This window comes from Bradyrhizobium australafricanum (assembly GCF_020329495.1).
Classification (GTDB): Bacteria; Pseudomonadota; Alphaproteobacteria; order Rhizobiales; family Xanthobacteraceae; genus Bradyrhizobium; species Bradyrhizobium australafricanum.
Genome location: NZ_JAGKJL010000032.1, coordinates 14,969 through 34,439, shown reverse-complemented (window position 1 = coordinate 34,439; position 19,471 = coordinate 14,969). Strand labels below are relative to the sequence as shown.

General features: G+C 63.9%; 17 protein-coding genes. 9 read left to right on the top strand and 8 right to left on the bottom strand.

The window, feature by feature from the left end; translation table 11 throughout:
- Nucleotides 1-71 precede the first annotated feature (71 nt).
- Together J6525_RS26145 and J6525_RS26140 are read left to right on the top strand one after the other, a co-directional pair.
- A complete protein-coding gene (locus J6525_RS26145) occupies nucleotides 72-1,295 on the top strand; it encodes an SLC13 family permease (protein ID WP_028332265.1) in 1,224 nt (407 codons plus the stop codon).
- A gap of 9 nt (nucleotides 1,296-1,304) precedes the next feature.
- Nucleotides 1,305-1,844 (top strand): hypothetical protein, encoded by a 540-nt coding sequence (locus tag J6525_RS26140; protein ID WP_225646817.1) that lies wholly within the window; start codon nucleotides 1,305-1,307, stop codon nucleotides 1,842-1,844.
- Nucleotides 1,845-2,090: 246 nt separating this feature from the next.
- On the opposite strand, the gene J6525_RS26135 is transcribed toward J6525_RS26140, so the two are convergent.
- Both J6525_RS26135 and J6525_RS26130 read right to left on the bottom strand, forming a co-directional pair.
- A complete protein-coding gene (locus J6525_RS26135; protein WP_016844520.1) occupies nucleotides 2,091-2,309 on the bottom strand; it encodes a hypothetical protein in 219 nt (72 codons plus the stop codon).
- A 122-nt stretch (nucleotides 2,310-2,431) separates the two neighbouring features.
- Complete coding sequence (locus tag J6525_RS26130; RefSeq protein ID WP_016844521.1) at nucleotides 2,432-3,370, bottom strand: GlxA family transcriptional regulator; 939 nt, start codon at nucleotides 3,368-3,370, stop codon at nucleotides 2,432-2,434.
- Between the two features lie 173 nt (nucleotides 3,371-3,543).
- On the opposite strand from J6525_RS26130, the gene J6525_RS26125 reads away from it, so the two are divergent.
- Nucleotides 3,544-4,230, top strand: coding sequence for a DJ-1/PfpI family protein (locus J6525_RS26125; protein WP_076832220.1), 687 nt, complete (start codon nucleotides 3,544-3,546; stop codon nucleotides 4,228-4,230).
- 371 nt (nucleotides 4,231-4,601) lie between these two features.
- Here J6525_RS26125 and J6525_RS26120 read toward each other — a convergent pair whose 3' ends face one another.
- Nucleotides 4,602-5,012 (bottom strand): NADH:ubiquinone oxidoreductase subunit NDUFA12, encoded by a 411-nt coding sequence (locus J6525_RS26120; RefSeq protein ID WP_057019975.1) that lies wholly within the window; start codon nucleotides 5,010-5,012, stop codon nucleotides 4,602-4,604.
- Between the two features lie 268 nt (nucleotides 5,013-5,280).
- On the opposite strand from J6525_RS26120, the gene J6525_RS26115 reads away from it, so the two are divergent.
- A complete protein-coding gene (locus tag J6525_RS26115; RefSeq protein WP_225646816.1) occupies nucleotides 5,281-5,835 on the top strand; it encodes a BA14K family protein in 555 nt (184 codons plus the stop codon).
- 67 nt (nucleotides 5,836-5,902) lie between these two features.
- Here J6525_RS26115 and J6525_RS26110 read toward each other — a convergent pair whose 3' ends face one another.
- Complete coding sequence (locus tag J6525_RS26110; RefSeq protein ID WP_225646815.1) at nucleotides 5,903-6,799, bottom strand: DMT family transporter; 897 nt, start codon at nucleotides 6,797-6,799, stop codon at nucleotides 5,903-5,905.
- Nucleotides 6,800-6,979: 180 nt separating this feature from the next.
- On the opposite strand from J6525_RS26110, the gene J6525_RS26105 reads away from it, so the two are divergent.
- Nucleotides 6,980-7,384, top strand: coding sequence for a response regulator (locus J6525_RS26105; protein ID WP_028332273.1), 405 nt, complete (start codon nucleotides 6,980-6,982; stop codon nucleotides 7,382-7,384).
- Nucleotides 7,385-7,403: 19 nt separating this feature from the next.
- Entirely contained in the window at nucleotides 7,404-9,641 is a 2,238-nt protein-coding gene (locus J6525_RS26100) for a CHASE3 domain-containing protein (protein ID WP_225646814.1), read from the top strand.
- 213 nt (nucleotides 9,642-9,854) lie between these two features.
- Here J6525_RS26100 and J6525_RS26095 read toward each other — a convergent pair whose 3' ends face one another.
- Entirely contained in the window at nucleotides 9,855-10,748 is an 894-nt protein-coding gene (locus J6525_RS26095; RefSeq protein ID WP_225646813.1) for a DMT family transporter, read from the bottom strand.
- 817 nt (nucleotides 10,749-11,565) lie between these two features.
- Between J6525_RS26095 and J6525_RS26090 the strand changes: the two genes are divergently transcribed.
- Nucleotides 11,566-15,339, top strand: coding sequence for a vitamin B12-dependent ribonucleotide reductase (locus J6525_RS26090; protein ID WP_225646812.1), 3,774 nt, complete (start codon nucleotides 11,566-11,568; stop codon nucleotides 15,337-15,339).
- A 281-nt stretch (nucleotides 15,340-15,620) separates the two neighbouring features.
- Nucleotides 15,621-16,856 (top strand): hypothetical protein, encoded by a 1,236-nt coding sequence (locus J6525_RS26085; RefSeq protein ID WP_225646811.1) that lies wholly within the window; start codon nucleotides 15,621-15,623, stop codon nucleotides 16,854-16,856.
- 132 nt (nucleotides 16,857-16,988) lie between these two features.
- Here J6525_RS26085 and J6525_RS26080 read toward each other — a convergent pair whose 3' ends face one another.
- Together J6525_RS26080 and J6525_RS26075 are read right to left on the bottom strand one after the other, a co-directional pair.
- Nucleotides 16,989-17,333: a hypothetical protein gene (locus J6525_RS26080; RefSeq protein WP_225646810.1), complete on the bottom strand. Its 345-nt coding sequence runs from the start codon at nucleotides 17,331-17,333 to the stop codon at nucleotides 16,989-16,991.
- Nucleotides 17,334-17,412: 79 nt separating this feature from the next.
- Nucleotides 17,413-17,898 carry a hypothetical protein gene (locus J6525_RS26075; RefSeq protein ID WP_225646809.1) on the bottom strand — a complete coding sequence of 162 codons (486 nt, stop codon included), beginning with the start codon at nucleotides 17,896-17,898 and terminating at the stop codon, nucleotides 17,413-17,415.
- A gap of 168 nt (nucleotides 17,899-18,066) precedes the next feature.
- On the opposite strand from J6525_RS26075, the gene J6525_RS26070 reads away from it, so the two are divergent.
- Complete coding sequence (locus J6525_RS26070; protein WP_225646808.1) at nucleotides 18,067-18,915, top strand: SDR family NAD(P)-dependent oxidoreductase; 849 nt, start codon at nucleotides 18,067-18,069, stop codon at nucleotides 18,913-18,915.
- Between the two features lie 133 nt (nucleotides 18,916-19,048).
- Here J6525_RS26070 and J6525_RS26065 read toward each other — a convergent pair whose 3' ends face one another.
- Entirely contained in the window at nucleotides 19,049-19,444 is a 396-nt protein-coding gene (locus J6525_RS26065; RefSeq protein ID WP_225646860.1) for a lysozyme inhibitor LprI family protein, read from the bottom strand.
- Nucleotides 19,445-19,471 lie beyond the last annotated feature (27 nt).

Below are 19,471 nucleotides of genomic sequence, written 5' to 3'. Positions count from 1 at the left end.
TTCCCCACGCCGCGCGATAGTGCCGCCGTCAGCGCTTCACGCCGCCGGGCACTCCAGCCATCGAGATCGTCTTGCTCACGCCACTCCTCGTCTACGGTATCCCGCTCGATTTCATCCTGTTCGCGCTGACGCTGCTCGGCGTCGCGATCTTCCATCACCACACGCTCGCGGTGGCGCTGACGGGCCTTGCCGCGATCGTCGCCTACAAGCTGCTGTTCGCGGGCTTTGCGAAATTCGGCGCGGGCCTGCCCGGTCTTGCGCATCACATGGAGCATGAGTGGGTCACGCTCGCCAACCTGTTCCTGCTCCTGATGGGCTTTGCGCTGCTGTCGCGCCATTTCGAGGAGAGCCGCATTCCCGACGAGATGCCGGCGCTGCTGCCCGATGACTGGAAGGGCGGACTGATCCTGCTGGTCATCGTGTTCGTGCTGTCGGGCTTCCTCGACAATATCGCGGCCGCGCTGATCGGCGGCACCGTGGCCCGCCACGTGTTCCGAGGCCGCGTCCATATCGGCTATCTCGCGGCCATCGTCGCCGCATCGAATGCCGGCGGCGCCGGCAGCGTCGTCGGCGACACCACGACGACGATGATGTGGATCGACGGCATCAGCCCGCTCACGGTCGTGGAGGCATATGTCGCAGCCATCGTCGCGATGCTGGTGTTTGCGGTGCCGGCCTCCCTGCAACAGCACCGCTTTTCCCCGATCGTGAAGGATGCACCGTCCGGCCTCAGAATCGACTGGGCGCGGGTTGCGATCGTGGCCGTGATCCTGCTCGCCGCGCTGACGGCCAATGTGACGGCCAACCTGAAGTTCCCCGCGCTGCTCGATACGCTGCCCGTGCTCGGGCTCGCGGTCTGGGCCGCGATCCTGGTCACCTCGGTGCTGCGGCGGCCGGACTGGTCGGTGATGCCCGAGACGCTGAAGGGCACCGTCTTCCTGCTCGCGCTGGTGACGGCGGCCTCGATGATGCCGGTCGAAAAATTGCCTGCCGCATCGTGGCAGACCGCGCTCGGGCTCGGCTTCGTCTCGGCGGTGTTCGACAATATTCCCCTGACCGCGCTGGCGCTGAAGCAAGGCGGCTATGACTGGGGCTTCCTCGCCTACGCGGTCGGCTTTGGCGGGTCGATGGTCTGGTTCGGCTCGTCGGCGGGCGTTGCGGTGTCCAACATGTACCCGGAAGCCAAATCGGTGGTCCGCTGGATCACCCAGGGCTGGCCGATCATGGCGGCCTATGTCGTCGGCTTCTTCGTGATGCTCGCCCTGCTTGGCTGGCACCCCGACGCGCCACATTGACGCAACACAATGCTGCAGTGCACAATTGCGCTTGCCTCAAAACTGTGGAAAATCGAGACAATTCCGTTGACATTGCTAAACTCCATTCGCCGTAACAAGTTATGGAGAGTTCGCATGAGTGTTAGTGCAGAAGTCCTCGCCCGCGCTCCGTCGGAGCAGATGGAGGACGAAATCAACACGGTGACTTCGCATCGACCACGCAGCAACATCCGGCCCCTCTCGCCGATGCCGGACTACGTCGAGCATCGCAACGGCGTCAACGAGGTGGGCAAGCTGTCGGCCGAGGCGGTCGTGCGCGAATATGAAGCGGCGGTGAAAGAGATCGAGGCCCTTGGATCGGAACTGCAACTGGCCGCCAAGAACTGCGAGGTCATGGTCGCAGGCGTTCATGACATGATCGCGGAGATCAAGGAGTTCGCTGCCGGTTACCGCGATCAGGGCAAGCGTTTCTTCCTGCAGATCGAAGCCGTCTCGTTGATGACCGCGGAGGTCAGGGATACCTGCGAAGCACTCAAGAAGAAGATCGCAACCGATACATTGGGCCAGTGATTTTTCGGTTGAAGCCCGTTTCCCGATCAGAGCATCCGTGGATCTCTGCGATCGTGGGCTGATCCTGTATTGGTGAATGACTGCGCTATTCCGGCGCGGCGGAACCGTTAGTTCTATTCAAGACCAAGTCGCTCAAGACTAAGTCGTTCAACATCTTGCCCCGCTTCGGCGGGGCTTTTTTGTTGCGAGGCGAGTGATCTCAGCACGGGTCGCGTGCTCGAACGGGCCGGACCTTTGTCCATGACCTCAGCGCGCGTCAGCGGCACGCCCGGTCATGTCCGTCGCCGGAGGCAAATCGGATATCGCGGACCAGCGGTCGCTGAAATCCTTGGCCGGGAGCGAGTCCGTGCCGGCGACGGCAATGCCGTCGGTCCGGGGCGCGTGCGACTTGATGGTCGCGGCGGTCGCGGTGACAGCCAGCAGGGCGACAGCCACGAACCCGGTAATCGTTCGATGCTTTGTCATTAGAACCTCCTCGGGTCCCCAATGCCCACTTAACGTGGGTCACGGGAACCCTCGCCAGGTTCATCACTGCAAAGACGAGATGGATCGAGTGAAATCGGACAACGAGCTTGTCCCAAACGCGCCTACCCTGCCCGCGCCGCACGCCGCAACGATTGCGGCGGCTGGCCGAAGGCGCGGATGAAGGCGCGGCGCATCCGCTCGGGATCGCGGAAGCCGGTGATCTCGGCGACGCGCTCGATCGCCTCGCCCGACGATTGCACGCGCTGCCGCGCGACTTCGATCCTGAGCCGCTCGACCGCTTTCGATGGCGTCGTGCCGGTCTCCGCGATGAAGGCGCGGGTGAAATGCCGCGAACTCATCCCGGCCTTGTCGGCGAGGTCCTCGACCGTCAGCGGCGCATCGAGATGCTCGCGTGCCCAGGCGAGCAGCGGCCCGAACCGGCCGTTCGGCGTCTTCAATTCCAGCAGCGAGGAAAACTGCGACTGCCCGCCGCTGCGCCGATGATACAGCACGAGTTGCCGCGCGGTGTTCTGCGCGACCTCGTCGCCATAGTCCTCGGTGATCATCGCGAGCGCGAGGTCGATGCCGGCGGTGATGCCGGCCGAGCTCCAGATATTGCCGTCACGCACGAAGATCTGGTCCGGCTCGAGCTTGATCTTCGGATAGGTCTTCACGAAATGCGGCGTGCGCTGCCAATGCGTGGTGGCGCGGCGGCCGTCGAGCAGGCCCGCCTCGGCCAGCACATAGGCGCCCGAGCAGACGCTGGCGACGCGAATGCCACGGCCGGCCATCCGCCGCACGAATGACAGCGTGGCTGGACAAGTCGCCGGCGTGCGCACGCCGTTGCCGCCCGCAATGATCAGCGTGGTGATCGCCGTCGCTGGCTTGAGGCCGCGCGCGAGCATCTCGACACCGGACGAAGAGCGCACCGGTCCTGCCTTCACCGCAAGCGTCCTGATCGCCGGCGCGTTGTTGGCGAAGCGCGCCGCGATCTCGAAGGCCGCGATCGGCCCGGCCGCGTCGAGCAGCTGGAAGTCGGGAAAGATCAGGATGCCGATCATCGCCAAATCCTCGCAGGTGACGTTACTTTCTTGGCGATCCTCTCTCAGGAGCCTTGCGTCTCTCGGGAGCCTTGCTTCAGGAGACCTGCGTCCGAAAATGAGGGAAATACGCCATTTTGGACGAGAGGCCATCATGACATCGTGGTTCCGTCAAGCGCTATTTGGAGCCCCCGATGACCGAACCCCTGCAGATTGGATTGCTCGTCTTCCCGAAGGTGACCCAGCTCGACCTGACCGGTCCGCTGCAGGTGTTCTCCTCGGTCCCCGGCGCCAAGGTCCATTTGATCTGGAAACGCATCGAACCCGTTCCGACTGATTCCGTCATGGTCCTGACGCCGACCACGACCTTTGCCGATTGCCCGCAGCTCGACGTGATCTGCGTGCCCGGCGGCTTCGGCACCGACGACATGGTCGGCGACGAGGAGATGCTGGCCTTCCTGCGCAAGCAGGCCGAGGGTGCGAAATACGTCACGTCGGTCTGCACGGGATCGCTGGTGCTCGGCGCGGCCGGCCTGCTCAAGGGCTATCGCGCCACCACGCATTGGAGCTCGATTGATTTCCTGTCGGGCTTCGGGGCCATTCCGACCAGGACGCGCGTCTGCGTCGACCGCAATCGCTTCACCGGCGGCGGCGTCACCGCGGGCATCGACTTCGCGCTGACGCTGGTGTCGGAGCTCGTCGACCGCAAGACCGCGGAAGCGATCCAGCTCAGGCTCGAATACAACCCGGCCCCGCCGTTCAACGCGGGCTCGCCGGATACCGCACCGGCCGAGATTCTCGCTTTCATGAAAGAGCGGATCGCGCCGTCGCAGGCGCGCCGCGCCGACTTGATGGGCCGTGCCGCGGCACGGCTGTCCTGACCTGATCGTCGCAAAGAAAAAGGCCGCCCGGTTTCCCGAGCGGCCCTTCCTGTCTCACGGTAGCCTCACATTTGCGGGCGATTTCAGGACGTCTGTACCGGGGGCCTATCTCCCGGCCGCATCCAACTCGGAGGCCGCTGCATATCGGGACAGTCGCGATCTGGAGCCCGATCCGACGCGATGGTTTCCCATCTCCGTAAGATGGCCCTATTGAGCCGCGAACCCGCGCCCGGCGCAAGCGGGCAGCATCGGCTGCAGCCGATCTGTCCCCGCTGTTACCGTTGTTCACAGGCGCGCTTGCGCTGCCGGGCGCGTGTGCGATGCACGCGCGTCGTTACGCACGTGCAGGTCAGAACAACAATGCGTGAAAGTCAGCTTCCCGGCGTCCAGGCGTGATAGTCGCCGGTCGCCTTGGGGCGGCGGCCGCTCGCCAGCGTCGAGCCGGACGGGCGGTAAGCCTGTGCGGTGCCGGTCAGGTTCGGCAGATGCGGCTTCTCCCATTCGCGCGCCTGGTAGCTCTCCTCGGTCGGCGGCACATCGACGGTGTGATGCAGCCAGCCGTGCCAGCCGGCCGGAATGCGGGAGGCTTCGGCGTAACCGTTGTAGACCACCCATCGGCGCTCAAAATGCAGCGTCGGATCGATCTCACCGCCCTTGGTGCGGTAATAGCGGTTGCCCTGCTCGTCCTCGCCGACCAGTTCGCCGAATCGCGAGGTCCACAATTGCGTGCCAAAGGTCTGGCCATTCCACCAGGTGAAGAATTTCAGCAGGAATTGTTTCATGCGTGGCCGGTCGTCGGTTCGAGGCTATGCGGCTCTGATGCCACCTCATTCCCCAAATGTCCAGCCGCCGCCAAGGTAGCCCCGCACCCCTCGGACAGCTCCCGGTTTATGCTCCCATTTGGCGACCAAATGACGCGCTCACGAGGAGTTTTGTTCAGCTGCCATACATGAGCCGCCGGCTACGCGAAGATGACCCACAATCAATGTGGAGCACGGGAACGTCCGACCACAGAGATGGTTAGACATTCACCGTTTGATGGAGTCCAAAATGATCAATATGAAGGTTCTGAGCACCGCCGCGGCTCTGGCGCTTGCGCTGCCGCTGGCTGTGGCGCCGACCGTTTCGTTCGCCCAGTCTGCCGCACAGATGGGCGCGATGGGCGGCGGCGGTGGCCACGTTGGTGGCGGTGGTGGTGGTGGCTTTGGCGGCGGCGGCCGCGGAGGCGGAGGTGCCATGGGCGGCGGTGGCGGCGGCTGGCACGGCGGCGGTGGCGGCGGTCACTGGGCCGGTGGTGGCGGCGGCGGTTGGCGCGGCGGTGGCGGCTGGCACGGCGGTTACCATCGTGGCGGCGGATTCTGGCCCGGCGCGGTGGCCGGTGCGGTCGTCGGCGGCGCCCTCGCTTCGGGCGCGTATTACGGCTCCGGCTATGGCTACGGCCCCGGCTATTATGACGACAGCTACGGCTATTACGATGAACCGTCTGTTGCCGTGGAGGTGCCGAGTGGCGGCGGCGCCAGCTACTGCGCGCAGCGCTACAGGTCCTACGATCCGGCCTCGGGCACCTATCTCGGCTATGACGGCCGGCGGCATCCCTGCCCGTAATGAAGGCCTGAATTCTTGATTGCAAAAGGGCGGCGCCAGCGCCGCCCTTTTTTCATGTACGCAAGTCTTATGTGCGCAAGGCGACCGCGACGGCCGCGAACGTCACCACGAGCGCTGCGATATCGCTCGCGCTGAGCGGCTCGCGCAGCATCGCCGCTGCCGCGAGCACGCCGACGACGGGGACCAGCAGCGTGCCGATCGACGCGGTCGCCGCCGGCAATCGCTCGAGCGCAGCAAACCAGCAGACATAGCAAAGGCAGAACTGGATCAGCGTCATGTAGATCATCGACGCCCAGCCGAACTGCGACAGCGCGGCGAGCTGCGGCTGCTCGATCATGATGCCGATGATCGCGATCGGCACGCAGCCGATCGCAAGCTGCCAGGCCGCGAGCGACAGCGGCGGCATCGCGAGCTTGAACGATTTGGTCAGCACCGTGCCAAGCCCGACGCAGAGCGCGCCGGCGAGCGCGAACAGAATCCCCGGCAGCTTGCCAAGGCTTGCGTCGATGCCGCCGCCGCCGATCAGCGCCGCGATCCCGGCGAGCGCCACCGCAAGTGCAAGCGCGCGCGGCAGCGACACGCGCTCGCCGAGCACCGGCCAGGCCACCAGCGCGACCCACACCGGAATCGATATGCCGAGCACGGCCGCCTCGCTGGCCCGCAGCCAGATCAGCGCGAGGCCCATGGACGCGACCCAGCCGCCGATCGACAGCGTCGACACCAGAGCGAGCCGCAACCACATGCCGTCAGGCACGCGCAGCGTCTGTCCCCACACCAGCGCGACCAGGCCGAGCGCAACCGCGCCGACCACGCCGCACAGCCCGCGCGAGGACAGCGGCGGCCACTCCGTGAGCAGGAACTTCATGATCGGGAAGTTGAGTCCCCAGCCGATCGAGGCGACCACCAGGAATGCGAGGCCAAGCGGTGACAGCGGGGCGCGGCCGGCGACGGGAACTGCGGTCATGGACCTGTCGTAAAGGGGATGGACAAATACAGGTGATGTGTCACGGCTAGCTGGAAATCCGCTTGTCAGCAAACAGCATATGCATTCTATGATACAGACTTTCCGTCTAGGTTCCGCCTTAATTGACGAACAGGCCAAGCGAGTCGCCGGCACGCGAGGCCGTTAGAAAGAGGATGCATCGTGCCGAGCGTTCTCGTGGTTGATGACGACCCGATGGTGTGCGTTGCCATCGAGGTGTGTCTGCAACGCCAGGGCTTCGAGGTCACCGTCGCCGATGGCGGTGAAGCCGGCATGCGCGCGCTGGAGCAGGCCACCTTCGACGTCATGCTGGTCGACGTCTTCATGCCGCATATGCGCGGTTTCGAGGCGATCCGCGTCTTCCACGAGCGCGCCCCCGAGATTCCCGTCATCGCGATGTCGGGCTATGCCTTCGCCAATGCCGACCGCGCGCCGGACTTCCTGCGGATGACGATCGAGCTCGGCGCGTCCGCCTGCCTGCGCAAGCCGTTCACCCCGCAGGCGCTGATTGCCGCCGTTAACGAATGTCTTGCGAAGTATGCACCTTCCGCTCGTCTTTCGAAATAATTGCTCGTACTAATCGTCGATGGCTTCCCAGCGTCTCATTCTCGGCAGCGGCCTTGCGATCCTCCTCGTCATCAGCGCGGCGTCGATCGGATTGGACGTCAAGTCGCGCAAAGAGATTGATTCGGCAGATCGCACGCTCGGGATCCTCAAGCGGATTTCCGACACCCGGCCGTTGCCGCGGGGTGTCGAAAGCGCGGCGCGCGCATTCGCGTTGACAGGCGACGCCTCCTTCGCCGACGAATTCCGTGAGCAGAGCGCCGCCCTCACTTCGGCTTTCGACAGCCTGATGGCGGCGGTGAAGACGGCGCCCGAGGAGGCGCAGCTGCTCGCGGGCGCCAAGACTCAGGTCGACCGCGGCATTGCGCTCGGCGCCGAGCTGATCAGATTGCGCAGCGCGGGCGACACGGCCGGCGCCGCGGCGCTGATGTCCGCAGGCGAGAGCCGCGCGCTGATGGACAAGGTCGGCGCGGCGCTCGAGCGACTCGTCACCGAAGAGCGCCGCGTGCTCGGGCTTCGCACCGGACAATCGAAGACCTACGGACGCCTGCTGCTGGCGATCGACCTCGCCGGCGTGGCGATGATCCTGCTGCTCGCGATCGCGCTGACGCTGACGGCGCGGCGCGCCAGCCGCGAACTGCAGGGCGCGCTCAGCGCGACCAAGGCGACCAATTTGTCGCTCGAGGGCAAGGTCGCCGATCGCACCAAGGATCTCGGCGCCGCGCTCGAGGAGCTCCGCCGTTCCACGTCGGTGATGGAAACCACCTTCCGCACCATGGCGGAGGCGGTGCTGGTGATCGATAGCGCCGGCACCGTGCTGCTGTCGAACCCGGCCGCCGAGAAGATGCTGCGCTACAAGCCGGGCATGACGGTCCGGCAGCTGCGCGCCATGAGCAACGTGTTCCAGTCCGACGGCGTCACGCCGATGCAGGCCGACGACATGCCGTCGGCCAGGACGCTGCGCGGCGAGGAATTCGACGGGCTGGAATTCGTCGCCAAGCCGGTGCGCGGCGCGCCGGAGATCCACCTCGTGGTGTCGGGCCGGCCGCTGCGCGACAGCGACGACACCATCACCGGCGCGGCGCTGATCTATCACGACATCACCGCCTCGCGCGAAACCGAGCACAAGCTGCAGCAGGCGCAGAAGCTCGACGCCATCGGCAAGCTGACCGGCGGCGTCGCGCACGACTTCAACAACATGCTGACGGTCATCACCGGCACCACCGAGACGCTGGTCGACAGCCTGCGCGCCCAGCCGCAGCTCGCGAAAACCGCCGAGCTGATCGACCGCGCCGCCGAGCGCTGCCGCGAGCTGATCCAGCATTTGCTCGCCTTCGCGCGCCGCCAGCCGCTGGAGCCGCGCACCGTCGACATCAACGGCACCGTGGTCGACATCGCCAAGCTGCTCCGGCCGACGCTCGGCGAGCAGATCGAGATCAATTCGGTGCTGGCGCCCGATGTCGCCAGCGTCCATATCGATCCGTCGCAGCTTGCCAACTCGCTGCTCAACATGGCGATCAACGCCCGCGACGCGATGCCGAACGGCGGCAAGCTGCTGTTCGAGACCAGCAACATCGTGCTCGACGACGCCTATGCGGCTGTCAATCCCGACATCACGCCGGGCCGCTACGTGCTGCTCGCGGTCAGCGACACCGGCACCGGCATGTCGCACGCGGTGCAGGACAAGGTGTTCGAGCCGTTCTTCACCACCAAGGAAGTCGGCAAGGGCTCCGGCCTCGGCATGAGCATGGTCTACGGCTTCGTCAAGCAGTCCGGCGGACATATCAAGATCTACAGCGAGGAAGGCCACGGCACCACGATCAAGCTCTATCTGCCCCCTGCCCGCGGCCAGGTCGAGGTCGAGGCGCCCCCGCCGGAGCCGGTGCGGCGCGGCAGCGAAGTCATCCTGGTGGTGGAAGACGACCAGCTGGTGCGCAACTACGTCGTCACGCAGCTAGGCGCGCTCGGCTACAAGACCATCGCCGTGCCCGACGCCCGCGCCGCGCTGGCGCTGATCGACAAGGGCGAGAAGTTCGACCTCCTGTTCACCGACGTGATCATGCCCGGCGGCATGAACGGCCGCCAGCTCGCCGACGAGGTGCAGAAACGCCGCCCCGGCATCAAGGTGCTCTACACCTCGGGCTACACCGAGAACGCGATCGTGCATCACGGCCGCCTCGACGAGGGCGTGCTGCTGCTGGCCAAACCCTACCGCAAGGCGCAGCTCGCCAGCATGCTGCAGCAGGCGCTCGGCGAGTGATGTGAGCTAGACCAGCGCGATGGATGAGGTCGGGTAGCAACCACAACGGCGCTTTGCTCCCTCGCCCCGCTCTTGCGGGGAGAGGGTTGGGGTGAGGGGCCGTCTCCGCGTATTCGCTGCTAGCTGCGTCTGCGGAGACTCCCCCTCACCCGGAACGCATCTGGCGATGCGATCCGACCTCTCCCCGCAAGCGGGGCGAGGTGGAGTCCATCGCTACCTCGTCGCCAGCGCGACGCCGGCGAGCGTGAACAGCAGCGCGACGATCTGGCTTGGCCCCAGCGGCTCGTGCAGCGCGACCGCGGAGGCCACCACGCCGATGACAGGCACCGCCATGGTGCCGATCGCCGCGACCGAGGCCGGCAGGCGGGCGAGCGCGGCAAACCACGCGACATAGGCGACGCAGAACTGGATCAGCGTCGAATAGACCAAGAGCCACCAGCCGACCGTCGTGATGCGGTCGACATGCGTGGTCTCGATCAGGAGGCCGACGATCGCGATCGGCACGCAGCCGAGGCCGATCTGCCAGGCCGCGGCCGGGATCGGCGGCATCACCAGCGGATATTTCTTCGCCAGCACGGTGCCGAGCGCAAAGCCGAAGGCGCCGCCGAGCGCCATGATGATGCCCGGCAGCTTCTCCTTGCTTGCGGTGATGCCGCTGCCGCCCATGATCGCGGCGAGGCCTGCAAAGGCCATCACCAGCGCGATGGTCCGCGGCAGCGTCGGCCGTTCGCCGAGCACCGGCCAGGCCAGCAGCGAGGCCCATACCGGCATGGTGTAGGCGATCAGCGCGGCCTCGCTCGCCGGCAGCCAGAGCAGCGCCAGCCCCATCAGCACCATCCAGCCGGTGACGTTGAGCGCCGCGTAGAGCACGAGCCGCGGCCACAGCCGTTTCTCGACATGCAGGCTCTGGGCGCGGATCAGCGCCAGCGCCGCCAGCAGCACGGCGCCGATCACCCCGGTGGTGCCGCGCAAGGTCAGCGGCGGCAGCTCGCCGAGCAGGAACTTGGTGGACGGCCAGTTGAACCCCCAGCCCACCGAGGTGATGGCGAGGAACATCAGGCCGGCGGGCGCAAGGCGCGGCCGCGCTTGAGGCTTCTGGACTGTCATGGAACCCGGCGAGGGTGTGAAAAGGATGTGAGTCGGCCTCACCTTGCCCGCGATTTTGTCGCCCGACCATCACGGCTCTGACATGCCTGATCCGTACTTTGCCCGTAGGCCTACGTGAGTCCCCAAAATTCAATCCGGGACCGCGAATAAAAACTTCGCCTGTGAACAGCGGGGCGAAGCTCCGATCCACAGGCGATAGGAATATTTTTGGCTTGGGAATCCCTGAGGACTCACCGATAGTTGGCTCGATCACAGGCGCGGCACCGACCCCTGTTATCCCCCTCTTTCCACCATATTTAGTGTTTGATTCAGAAACTCGTACTAGTCCTTGACGGGCGTGACGGACATGGCCTAGCTTTCAACCTGTTCGGCGCGAGTGTGTTTGGGTCCCCGCCGGTCGCTCCCACAAGGGTTCCAAAATGACCACTCCGCCAGGCCTTCGGGCCGCGGGTGAAGGGCTTCTCTGCCCTGATTTTGGGCCGCCGTCGGAGCGACAGAACGGGCCGCGAAGGACCCGGAAACAGAGGCCGCAACTGGCCCGGAAGAAGCGTACGCGTGACGTGTCGCGTGAAGCGTTTTGGGGCGTTGAATGCATGACCCGGAGCACCCGACCAGTCGGGCGCCGCGCCGGGACGATGCCGCCGCAGGACCGGTCATACCGGTGCCCAGCGGATGAGAGAAAACAGGCCGGATCCACCGGCTGAGCTGCGGATGACGGGAGGCGTGCTGACGCGTGTTCCGAAGTCCGCGAACAGACAACATTCCGGCACCTGCGGGGAAACGTGGGGCCGGGCAGAAGAAGAGACGGGGCTCGACCATGCGAATCGAACGACGCAACACCACCAGCGGACAATCTCCCTATGCCGGGATCAATTTCCGCCTGACCACATCAGAGATCCGCAATCCGGACGGCTCGGTCGTGTTCCGCGCCGAGAACGTGGAGGTTCCGGAGTTCTGGTCGCAGGTCGCCTCCGACGTACTGGCGCAGAAGTATTTCCGTAAAGCGGGCGTTGCCGCGCGCCTGAAGAAGGTCGAGGAAGAGACCGTGCCGTCCTGGCTGTGGCGTTCGGTGCCGGACACCGAGGCGCTTGGCCTCCTGCCGGAGAACGAGCGCATCGTCGGCGAGACCTCGGCCAAGCAGGTGTTCGATCGCCTCGCCGGCTGCTGGACCTATTGGGGCTGGAAGGGCGGCTACTTCTCCACGGAAGAAGACGCCCTCGCCTTCTTCGACGAGCTCCGCTTCCAGCTCGCAAAACAGATGGTCGCGCCGAACTCGCCGCAATGGTTCAACACCGGGCTGCACTGGGCCTACGGCGTCGATGGCCCCGGCCAGGGCCACTATTACGTCGACTGGAAGACCGGCAAGCTCACCAAGTCGAAGTCGGCCTATGAGCATCCGCAGCCGCATGCCTGCTTCATCCAGGGCGTCGGCGACGACCTCGTCAACGAGGGTGGCATCATGGACCTCTGGGTCCGCGAGGCGCGCCTGTTCAAATATGGCTCCGGCACCGGCTCCAACTTCTCGAGCCTGCGCGGCGAAGGCGAAAAGCTGTCCGGCGGCGGCCGCTCAAGCGGCCTGATGAGCTTCCTCAAGATCGGCGACCGCGCCGCGGGCGCGATCAAGTCGGGCGGCACCACCCGCCGCGCCGCCAAGATGGTCGTGGTCGATGCCGATCACCCCGATATCGAGACCTATATCGACTGGAAGGTGAAGGAGGAGCAGAAGGTTGCAGCGCTCGTCACCGGCTCCAAGATCAACCAGAAGCACCTCAAGGCCGTGATGAAGGCCTGCGTCAACTGCGAAGGCTCTGGCGACGACTGCTTCGATCCGGAGAAGAACCCGGCCCTGCGCCGCGAGATCAAGCTCGCGCGCCGCGCGCTGGTGCCGGACAACTACATCAAGCGCGTCATCCAGTTCGCCAAGCAGGGCTACAAGGACATCTCGTTCGACACCTACGACACCGACTGGGATTCCGAGGCCTACCTCACCGTCTCCGGCCAGAACTCCAACAATTCGGTGTCGCTGAAGGACGATTTTCTGCGCGCGGTGGAAACCGACGGCGACTGGAATCTCGTCGGCCGCACCACGAAGAAGGTGACGAAGACGCTGAAGGCCCGCGACCTCTGGGAGAAGATCGGCTACGCCGCCTGGGCGAGCGCCGATCCCGGCCTGCACTTCAACACCACGATGAACGACTGGCACACCTGCAAGGCGTCCGGCGACATCCGCGCGTCCAATCCGTGCTCGGAATACATGTTCCTGGACGACACGGCGTGCAACCTCGCCTCGGCCAACCTGCTGACGTTCTACAGCACCACCACCAAGCGGTTCGACATCGAGTCCTACGAGCACCTCTGCCGGCTCTGGACCATCGTGCTCGAAATCTCGGTCATGATGGCCCAGTTCCCGTCGAAGGCGATCGCCGAACTCTCCTACGAATTCCGCACGCTCGGCCTCGGCTTTGCAAACATCGGCGGCCTGCTCATGACCATGGGCTTGCCCTATGACTCGAAGGAAGGCCGCTCGCTGTGCGGCGCGTTGACCGCTGTGATGACCGGCATCTCCTACAAGACCTCGGCCGAGATGGCGGCCGAGCTCGGCACCTTCCCGGGCTACAAGAAGAACGCCGCGCACATGCTGCGCGTGATCCGCAACCACCGCCGCGCCGCCCACGGCAACGCCGCCGGTTACGAGGCGCTGTCGGTCAACCCGGTGCCGCTCGATCACGCCTCCTGCCCGCAGGAGGACATCGTCACCCACGCCAGGCTGGCCTGGGATGACGCGCTGGCGCTCGGCGAGGTCAACGGCTATCGCAACGCCCAGACCACGGTGGTGGCGCCGACCGGCACCATCGGCCTCGTGATGGATTGCGACACCACCGGCATCGAGCCCGACTTCGCGCTGGTGAAGTTCAAGAAGCTCGCCGGCGGCGGCTACTTCAAGATCATCAACCAGGCGGTGCCCTCGGCGCTGCGCGCGCTCGGCTATCGCGAGAGCGAGATCGCGGAGATCGAGGCCTACGCCGTCGGCCACGGCTCGCTGTCGAATGCGCCGGGGATCAACGCCTCCACCCTCAAGGCAAAAGGCTTCACCGATGAAGCCATTGCCAAGGTGGAAAAGGCACTGCCGACCGCGTTCGACATCAAGTTCGCCTTCAACAAGTGGACCTTCGGCGAAGACTTCATCCGCGACCAGCTCGGCATCGGCGCGGAAGCGATCGCAGCCCCCGGCTTCGACCTGCTCTCGGCGGTCGGCTTCAGCAAGCGCGAGATCGAGGCCGCCAACGTGCACATCTGCGGCGCGATGACGGTGGAGGGAGCTCCGCACCTCAAGCCAACCGATTACGCGGTGTTCGACTGCGCCAATCCCTGCGGCAAGATCGGCAAGCGCTATCTCTCGGTCGAGAGCCACATCCGGATGATGGCGGCATCGCAGCCGTTCATCTCGGGCGCGATCTCCAAGACCATCAACATGCCGAACGACGCCACGGTGGAGGACTGCAAGTCCGCCTACCTGTTGTCGTGGAAGCTGGCGCTGAAGGCCAACGCGCTGTACCGCGACGGCTCGAAGCTGTCGCAGCCGCTGAACTCGCAGCTCATCGCCGACGATGAGGACGAGGACGATGCGGTGGAAGCGCTCTACGAGAAGCCGATGGCCGCGCGTGCCGCCCAGGTCTCGGAGAAGATCGTCGAGAAGCTGGTCGAGCGCATCGTCGTGATGCGCGAGCGCGAGAAGATGCCGGACCGACGCAAGGGCTACACCCAGAAGGCGGTTGTCGGCGGCCACAAGGTGTACCTGCGCACCGGCGAATATGACGACGGCCGGCTCGGCGAGATCTTCATCGACATGCACAAGGAAGGCGCGGCGCTGCGCTCCTTCATCAACAATTTTGCGATCGCAGTATCTCTGGGTCTGCAATACGGCGTGCCGCTGGAAGAGTATGTCGACGCCTTCACCTTCACCCGCTTCGAGCCCGCGGGTCCGGTGCAGGGCAACGACTCGATCAAATACGCGACCTCGATCCTCGACTATGTCTTCCGCGAGCTCGCGGTGAGCTACATGGCGCGCTTCGACCTCGCCCATGTCGATCCGAACGAGAGTGGCTTCGACGCGCTCGGCAAGGGCGTCGAGGAAGGCAAGGAGCCGGATGAGGCCCCGGCCCAGCACCAGGCCACCAAGTATCTGTCGAAGGGGCTGACCCGGTCGCGCACCGACAACCTCGTCGTCATGCGCGGCGGTTCGGCCGCGGTAAGCCAGGGCGCCGACAACGCGCCCGCCGGTAACCGCGTCACCGCGCTCGCCTCCCACGGCGCAACCGCGCGCGGCGCCTCCGACACCGTCGAAGGCGCGGTCGCCCTGAAGCAGGAGGTCAGCCACGACCTCTCGCCGACCGAGAAGCTCGAGGCCCTGAACTGGAGCAAGCCCGGCACCGCCGCAGCCGCCGCGCCGTCCAAGGCCGAGCGCCGCGCCGAAGCCAAGGCCAAGGGCTATGAGGGCGAGATGTGCTCGGAGTGCGGCAACTTCACGCTGGTGCGGAACGGGACCTGCATGAAGTGCGATACTTGCGGATCCACGACAGGGTGTTCGTAAAAAACTAGACGGCAACGATTGGATAGGCGCCGCCGAAGAAATGTCCCTACGGCCCCCATCAGGCGCGGTAAGCTTGTCTCAAGTGTTGTGACGAACCACAAAGGCGTGACGCCTGGCCCAGATCGGGGGCTTGGATCCGCCAGAAAGTCAGAGATTTCGCGGCGGGCTTAGGCTTCGTCGCGAAATCTCTAGAACGAACGAACCGTGAATCTCGTATCGAAGACGATGGACGAATGCCCAACTTCAAGCCGTCGCCGATCAACGCTAGTTGACAGGGCCACATGCGAAATCAGTACCACGGCGCGGATGATTACCTTTTCACCGGCACGAGTATGTTCGACGTCGTGCGCTCGCGAGGGCAGATGGCCGAGGAAGCTCCCTCCCGCATGAACGACGACCGGCTCCTCAGTACACCAACTGATGACCTAGTCGCAGATATTGTCCACCAACAAGAATTGAGTATTCCTGTCCTCGATCGAGACAGTGCATGGATGGATTCCTCTGAAGGGCAGATCGCCGTCAACGACTATTGGGCGCGTGGCGTTAGGCCTGGCTACACGATTAAAGGCACTATCATCCAGTTGTCGGTCCCCTTTTCCGGCGACGCGTCATTCTTCCGAATCCAACCAACAACGTTCAATTCTATGCCGCCTCGCGGTCAAGTCGGCCAAGACGCGGTTGTGATCAGATACTCGGCAGTTGAACTCAACGCCGATCAGGCAAGAACAACGCTCAACACCGCAATTGACGACATAGAAAAGCATCTCGTGTGGCTTCGGCAATCAGCCGAGCCTTTCAACGAACGGCTAAAGACCGTCGTTCGCGCAGCGATTGAGGCTCGTAAAGCGAAGGTGCTGCGGGATCGCAATTCCGTGGCCGCAATCGGGTTCAACCTCAAGCCAAGAACTGACGCGCCGAAAACCTATGTTGCGCCCGTCAAGCGCAAGCAGATCGCCGTTCAGGCGTCCAAAGCTGTTGCACCGTTCAAGCCGGAACCGGAACTTGACGAAGATGCCTATGAGCAGATTCTAAAAATCATCGACGGTATGGCGCATGTCATGGAGCGCAGCCCGACGGCATTTGAAACGATGGGTGAGGAAGCTCTACGCCAACACTTCCTCGTCCAGCTCAATGGTCAGTTCGAGGGCGCCGCATCTGGCGAGACCTTCAACTTCAATGGTAAGACCGACATCCTCATTCGAGTCCAGGACCGCAACATCTTCATCGGCGAGTGCAAGTTCTGGGGTGGCGAGAAGGCCTTCGTCGACACTATAACCCAACTTCTCAATTATCTGAGCTGGCGTGACACCAAGGCCGCGGTCATCATCTTTAATCGCAATGTAGACTTCTCCGGTATGCTTAAAGCAATGGAGGACGCGATCAGCAAGCACCCCAACCTCAAACGCGGGCCTCAGAAGGAAAGCGAGACGCGGTATCGCTGCATTTTCGCAAACCCAACCGATACCAACCGAGAAGTTATTGCCACAGTGATGGCATTCAACGTGCCGAAACCCTGATGAAGTCTCTTTCAGGGCGCGCGGTCCGACCGCCGATCAGCAAGCCTTGGGCGGATTAGCCTAAGCATAATCCGCCATTTCCCTACGATCCGATCGGCGGGTTATGCCTGCCCTACTCGCTATCAAGAGCGCTCACAAATAGGGATTAGTGGTGTTTCGCGGGGAGTAGAGCCTGATCACATCCTCGATTCCCGCTTGCAGACTGCGAAGCTGATCCGCGTCCGGACCACCGCGGGCATCGCGGAAGTCAATTTGGTGAGGGTATCCTTTCGCACCTCTTACAACGAATGTGATGTCGGGATAGCCCAGCCCACGTTCCTCCCGAGCGATTTCATTGAAATGGGTCTGGTATGGAAAATTGCCCATCGATTTGCCGGGATGAATTCGCCCGAAGAATTCGGCGTAAGTGGGAAACTCCCCTGCAACCGCGCAGCGGAATAATTCAGCGCGAATTCTGGTCTTCAGTTCAAGGTCCATAAGATCTCTCAAATTTGAGATACCGCAGGCGTAGGGCAGAATAGCCGGCGGCGTAATCTGCCATTCACCGTCGGACGAATTACGCTTCGCTGACGCGCCGTACCCGCTGGTTCTCCTTCGAATATTGCCAGAGCGCTCGATCCAAGGTTCGAAGGTCGACACCAGCGGCTGCGGCGATACGGCGGCACGCGGCCAAATAGGTCAAGTAGAACCTGACCGAACTGAAGCTGCGTTCGACCCCCAGCGAAAAAAGAGCCCGGAAATCTAGAATTGTGTAACGCTTCGGATCGACGGCCGTCATGATTGCAGAAGCCACGGGGACATCCACTCCGGCGAGCCCTCTCAGGACAGAAATGGCACTTCGCTCACTACGCGCAATCAGCGCAAGCCGTAGTGCATCTTCAATCTCTTCAGGAGCGTTCTGCTCCAGCCTCGATCGCCCTCGCCCTCTTGTCTTCCACTCGAAGATGGTCCGAAGTTCAGCAAGCGTAGCCCGGATGAGCGAAGCGACATCCGGGGCCGACATGCAGGTCGCAAGATCAATCCCGCATATCGCTTCGCTCATGCGGGCTACTTGCTTCGCTCGGCCCGCCCTGCGCGCTGCATCCAGATCGCCCTGGCGCAGACGCAGACGTCCGGCCCGCTTCTCAATCGCTCGAAAGTGCGGTCATATGCGCTCCGGAGACACTTGGCGTTGGGGGCAAGGGTCTCGGCTTGCGGGGGGAGAATGCACGTGAAGGAACTCGCTGGAAAGACCGCGTTCGTGACCGGTGCAGCATCAGGCATCGGACTGGGAATCGCAACCGCCTTGGCCCAGGCGGGGGCGAAGGTCATGCTTTGCGATATCGAGGAAGCGGCCCTGTCCGCGGCGCTCGAGCAACTGAGGCGCACCAACGTCGATGTCGACGGCGTGAAAGCGGACATTTCACTCAAAACCGAACTCATGGCGGCCGCCGAAGCCACGACTGCCCGCTACGGCAAGGTGCACATCCTCGTCAACAACGCGGGCGTTGGTGGCGGTGGGCCCTATGGCACCTGGACCGACGCGTCGTGGGATTGGACTCTGGGCGTCAACCTGATGGCGACCATTTGGGGAATCGAGATTTTCGGGCCGTTGATAGAGCAGCATGGCGAAGGTGGACACATTGTCTCCACAGCCTCGATCGCCGGTCTTATTTCAGGGGCGAGCAACGCATACAATGTTTCAAAATACGGCGTTGTCGCGCTGTCCGAGGGACTGCGGCTTGAACTCGCACCCCGCGGGATCGGCGTATCGGTGCTGTGTCCCGGGTTCATCCGCACGCAAATCGTGAACTCGAGGCGCAACCTTCCCGAGCGCTTCGAGGGGGCGGTCCGTACCTTGCCGACGTCGGGCCCAATTGCCGAGCAGATCAATCTGATCCGCCAACGCGTCTCTGAGGGCATCGATCCCAACTATGTCGGTGAACTCGTCCGCGAAGGCATCGAAAACGACTGGCCCTATATCTTCACCGACCTCGAATTCGAGCCGATTGTCGACGCCCGCTTCGCCGCAATCAAGCAAGGCTTTGACCGGATCCGCGGGCGCACCCCGAAGCGATGAGCGCGCAGCAAGCGTAGGGCGGATGAGCCAATGGGCCGCGCGAATGCGCGCCCGATGACAGGCTCCGCGACATCCGGGACCAGCATCACAAGACGTTACCACCCGATCCCGCATGTCGCTTCGCTCATGCGGGCTACCGGCTGGCACGCTTTTCAAGAAGCAGCGTGCGGTCGGCGATGTCCTTCAATTCGAACGCCTGAGAGTCGAGGAATGCGACGGAGCCGTTGTTGGGGTCCGCGGCGAGGCGATGGGTTTCGCTGAGATGATGCTTCAGCCAGGCCCGCTGCTCCCTGAGCAATTGCGCGTGCGCCTCGCCCTTCGAACTGGCGAGAAGGGCTTGATAGGCGGTGTTGAGCCTCGTGTCCCACCTATCGATTTCGGTCTTGCCGCAATCGAGTATCTTCGTCGACACCCCTTCGGCCTTGTCCATGCACGCATCATACTCGACGCTTTGCTGCGCGCGGACCGATAAGGTCCCGAGCACGAGCATCGCCGCAACAATGACTGGCCTCCGCGAAAGCATCACCACGTCCAAATCACCCCGCCTGCGTCTTTC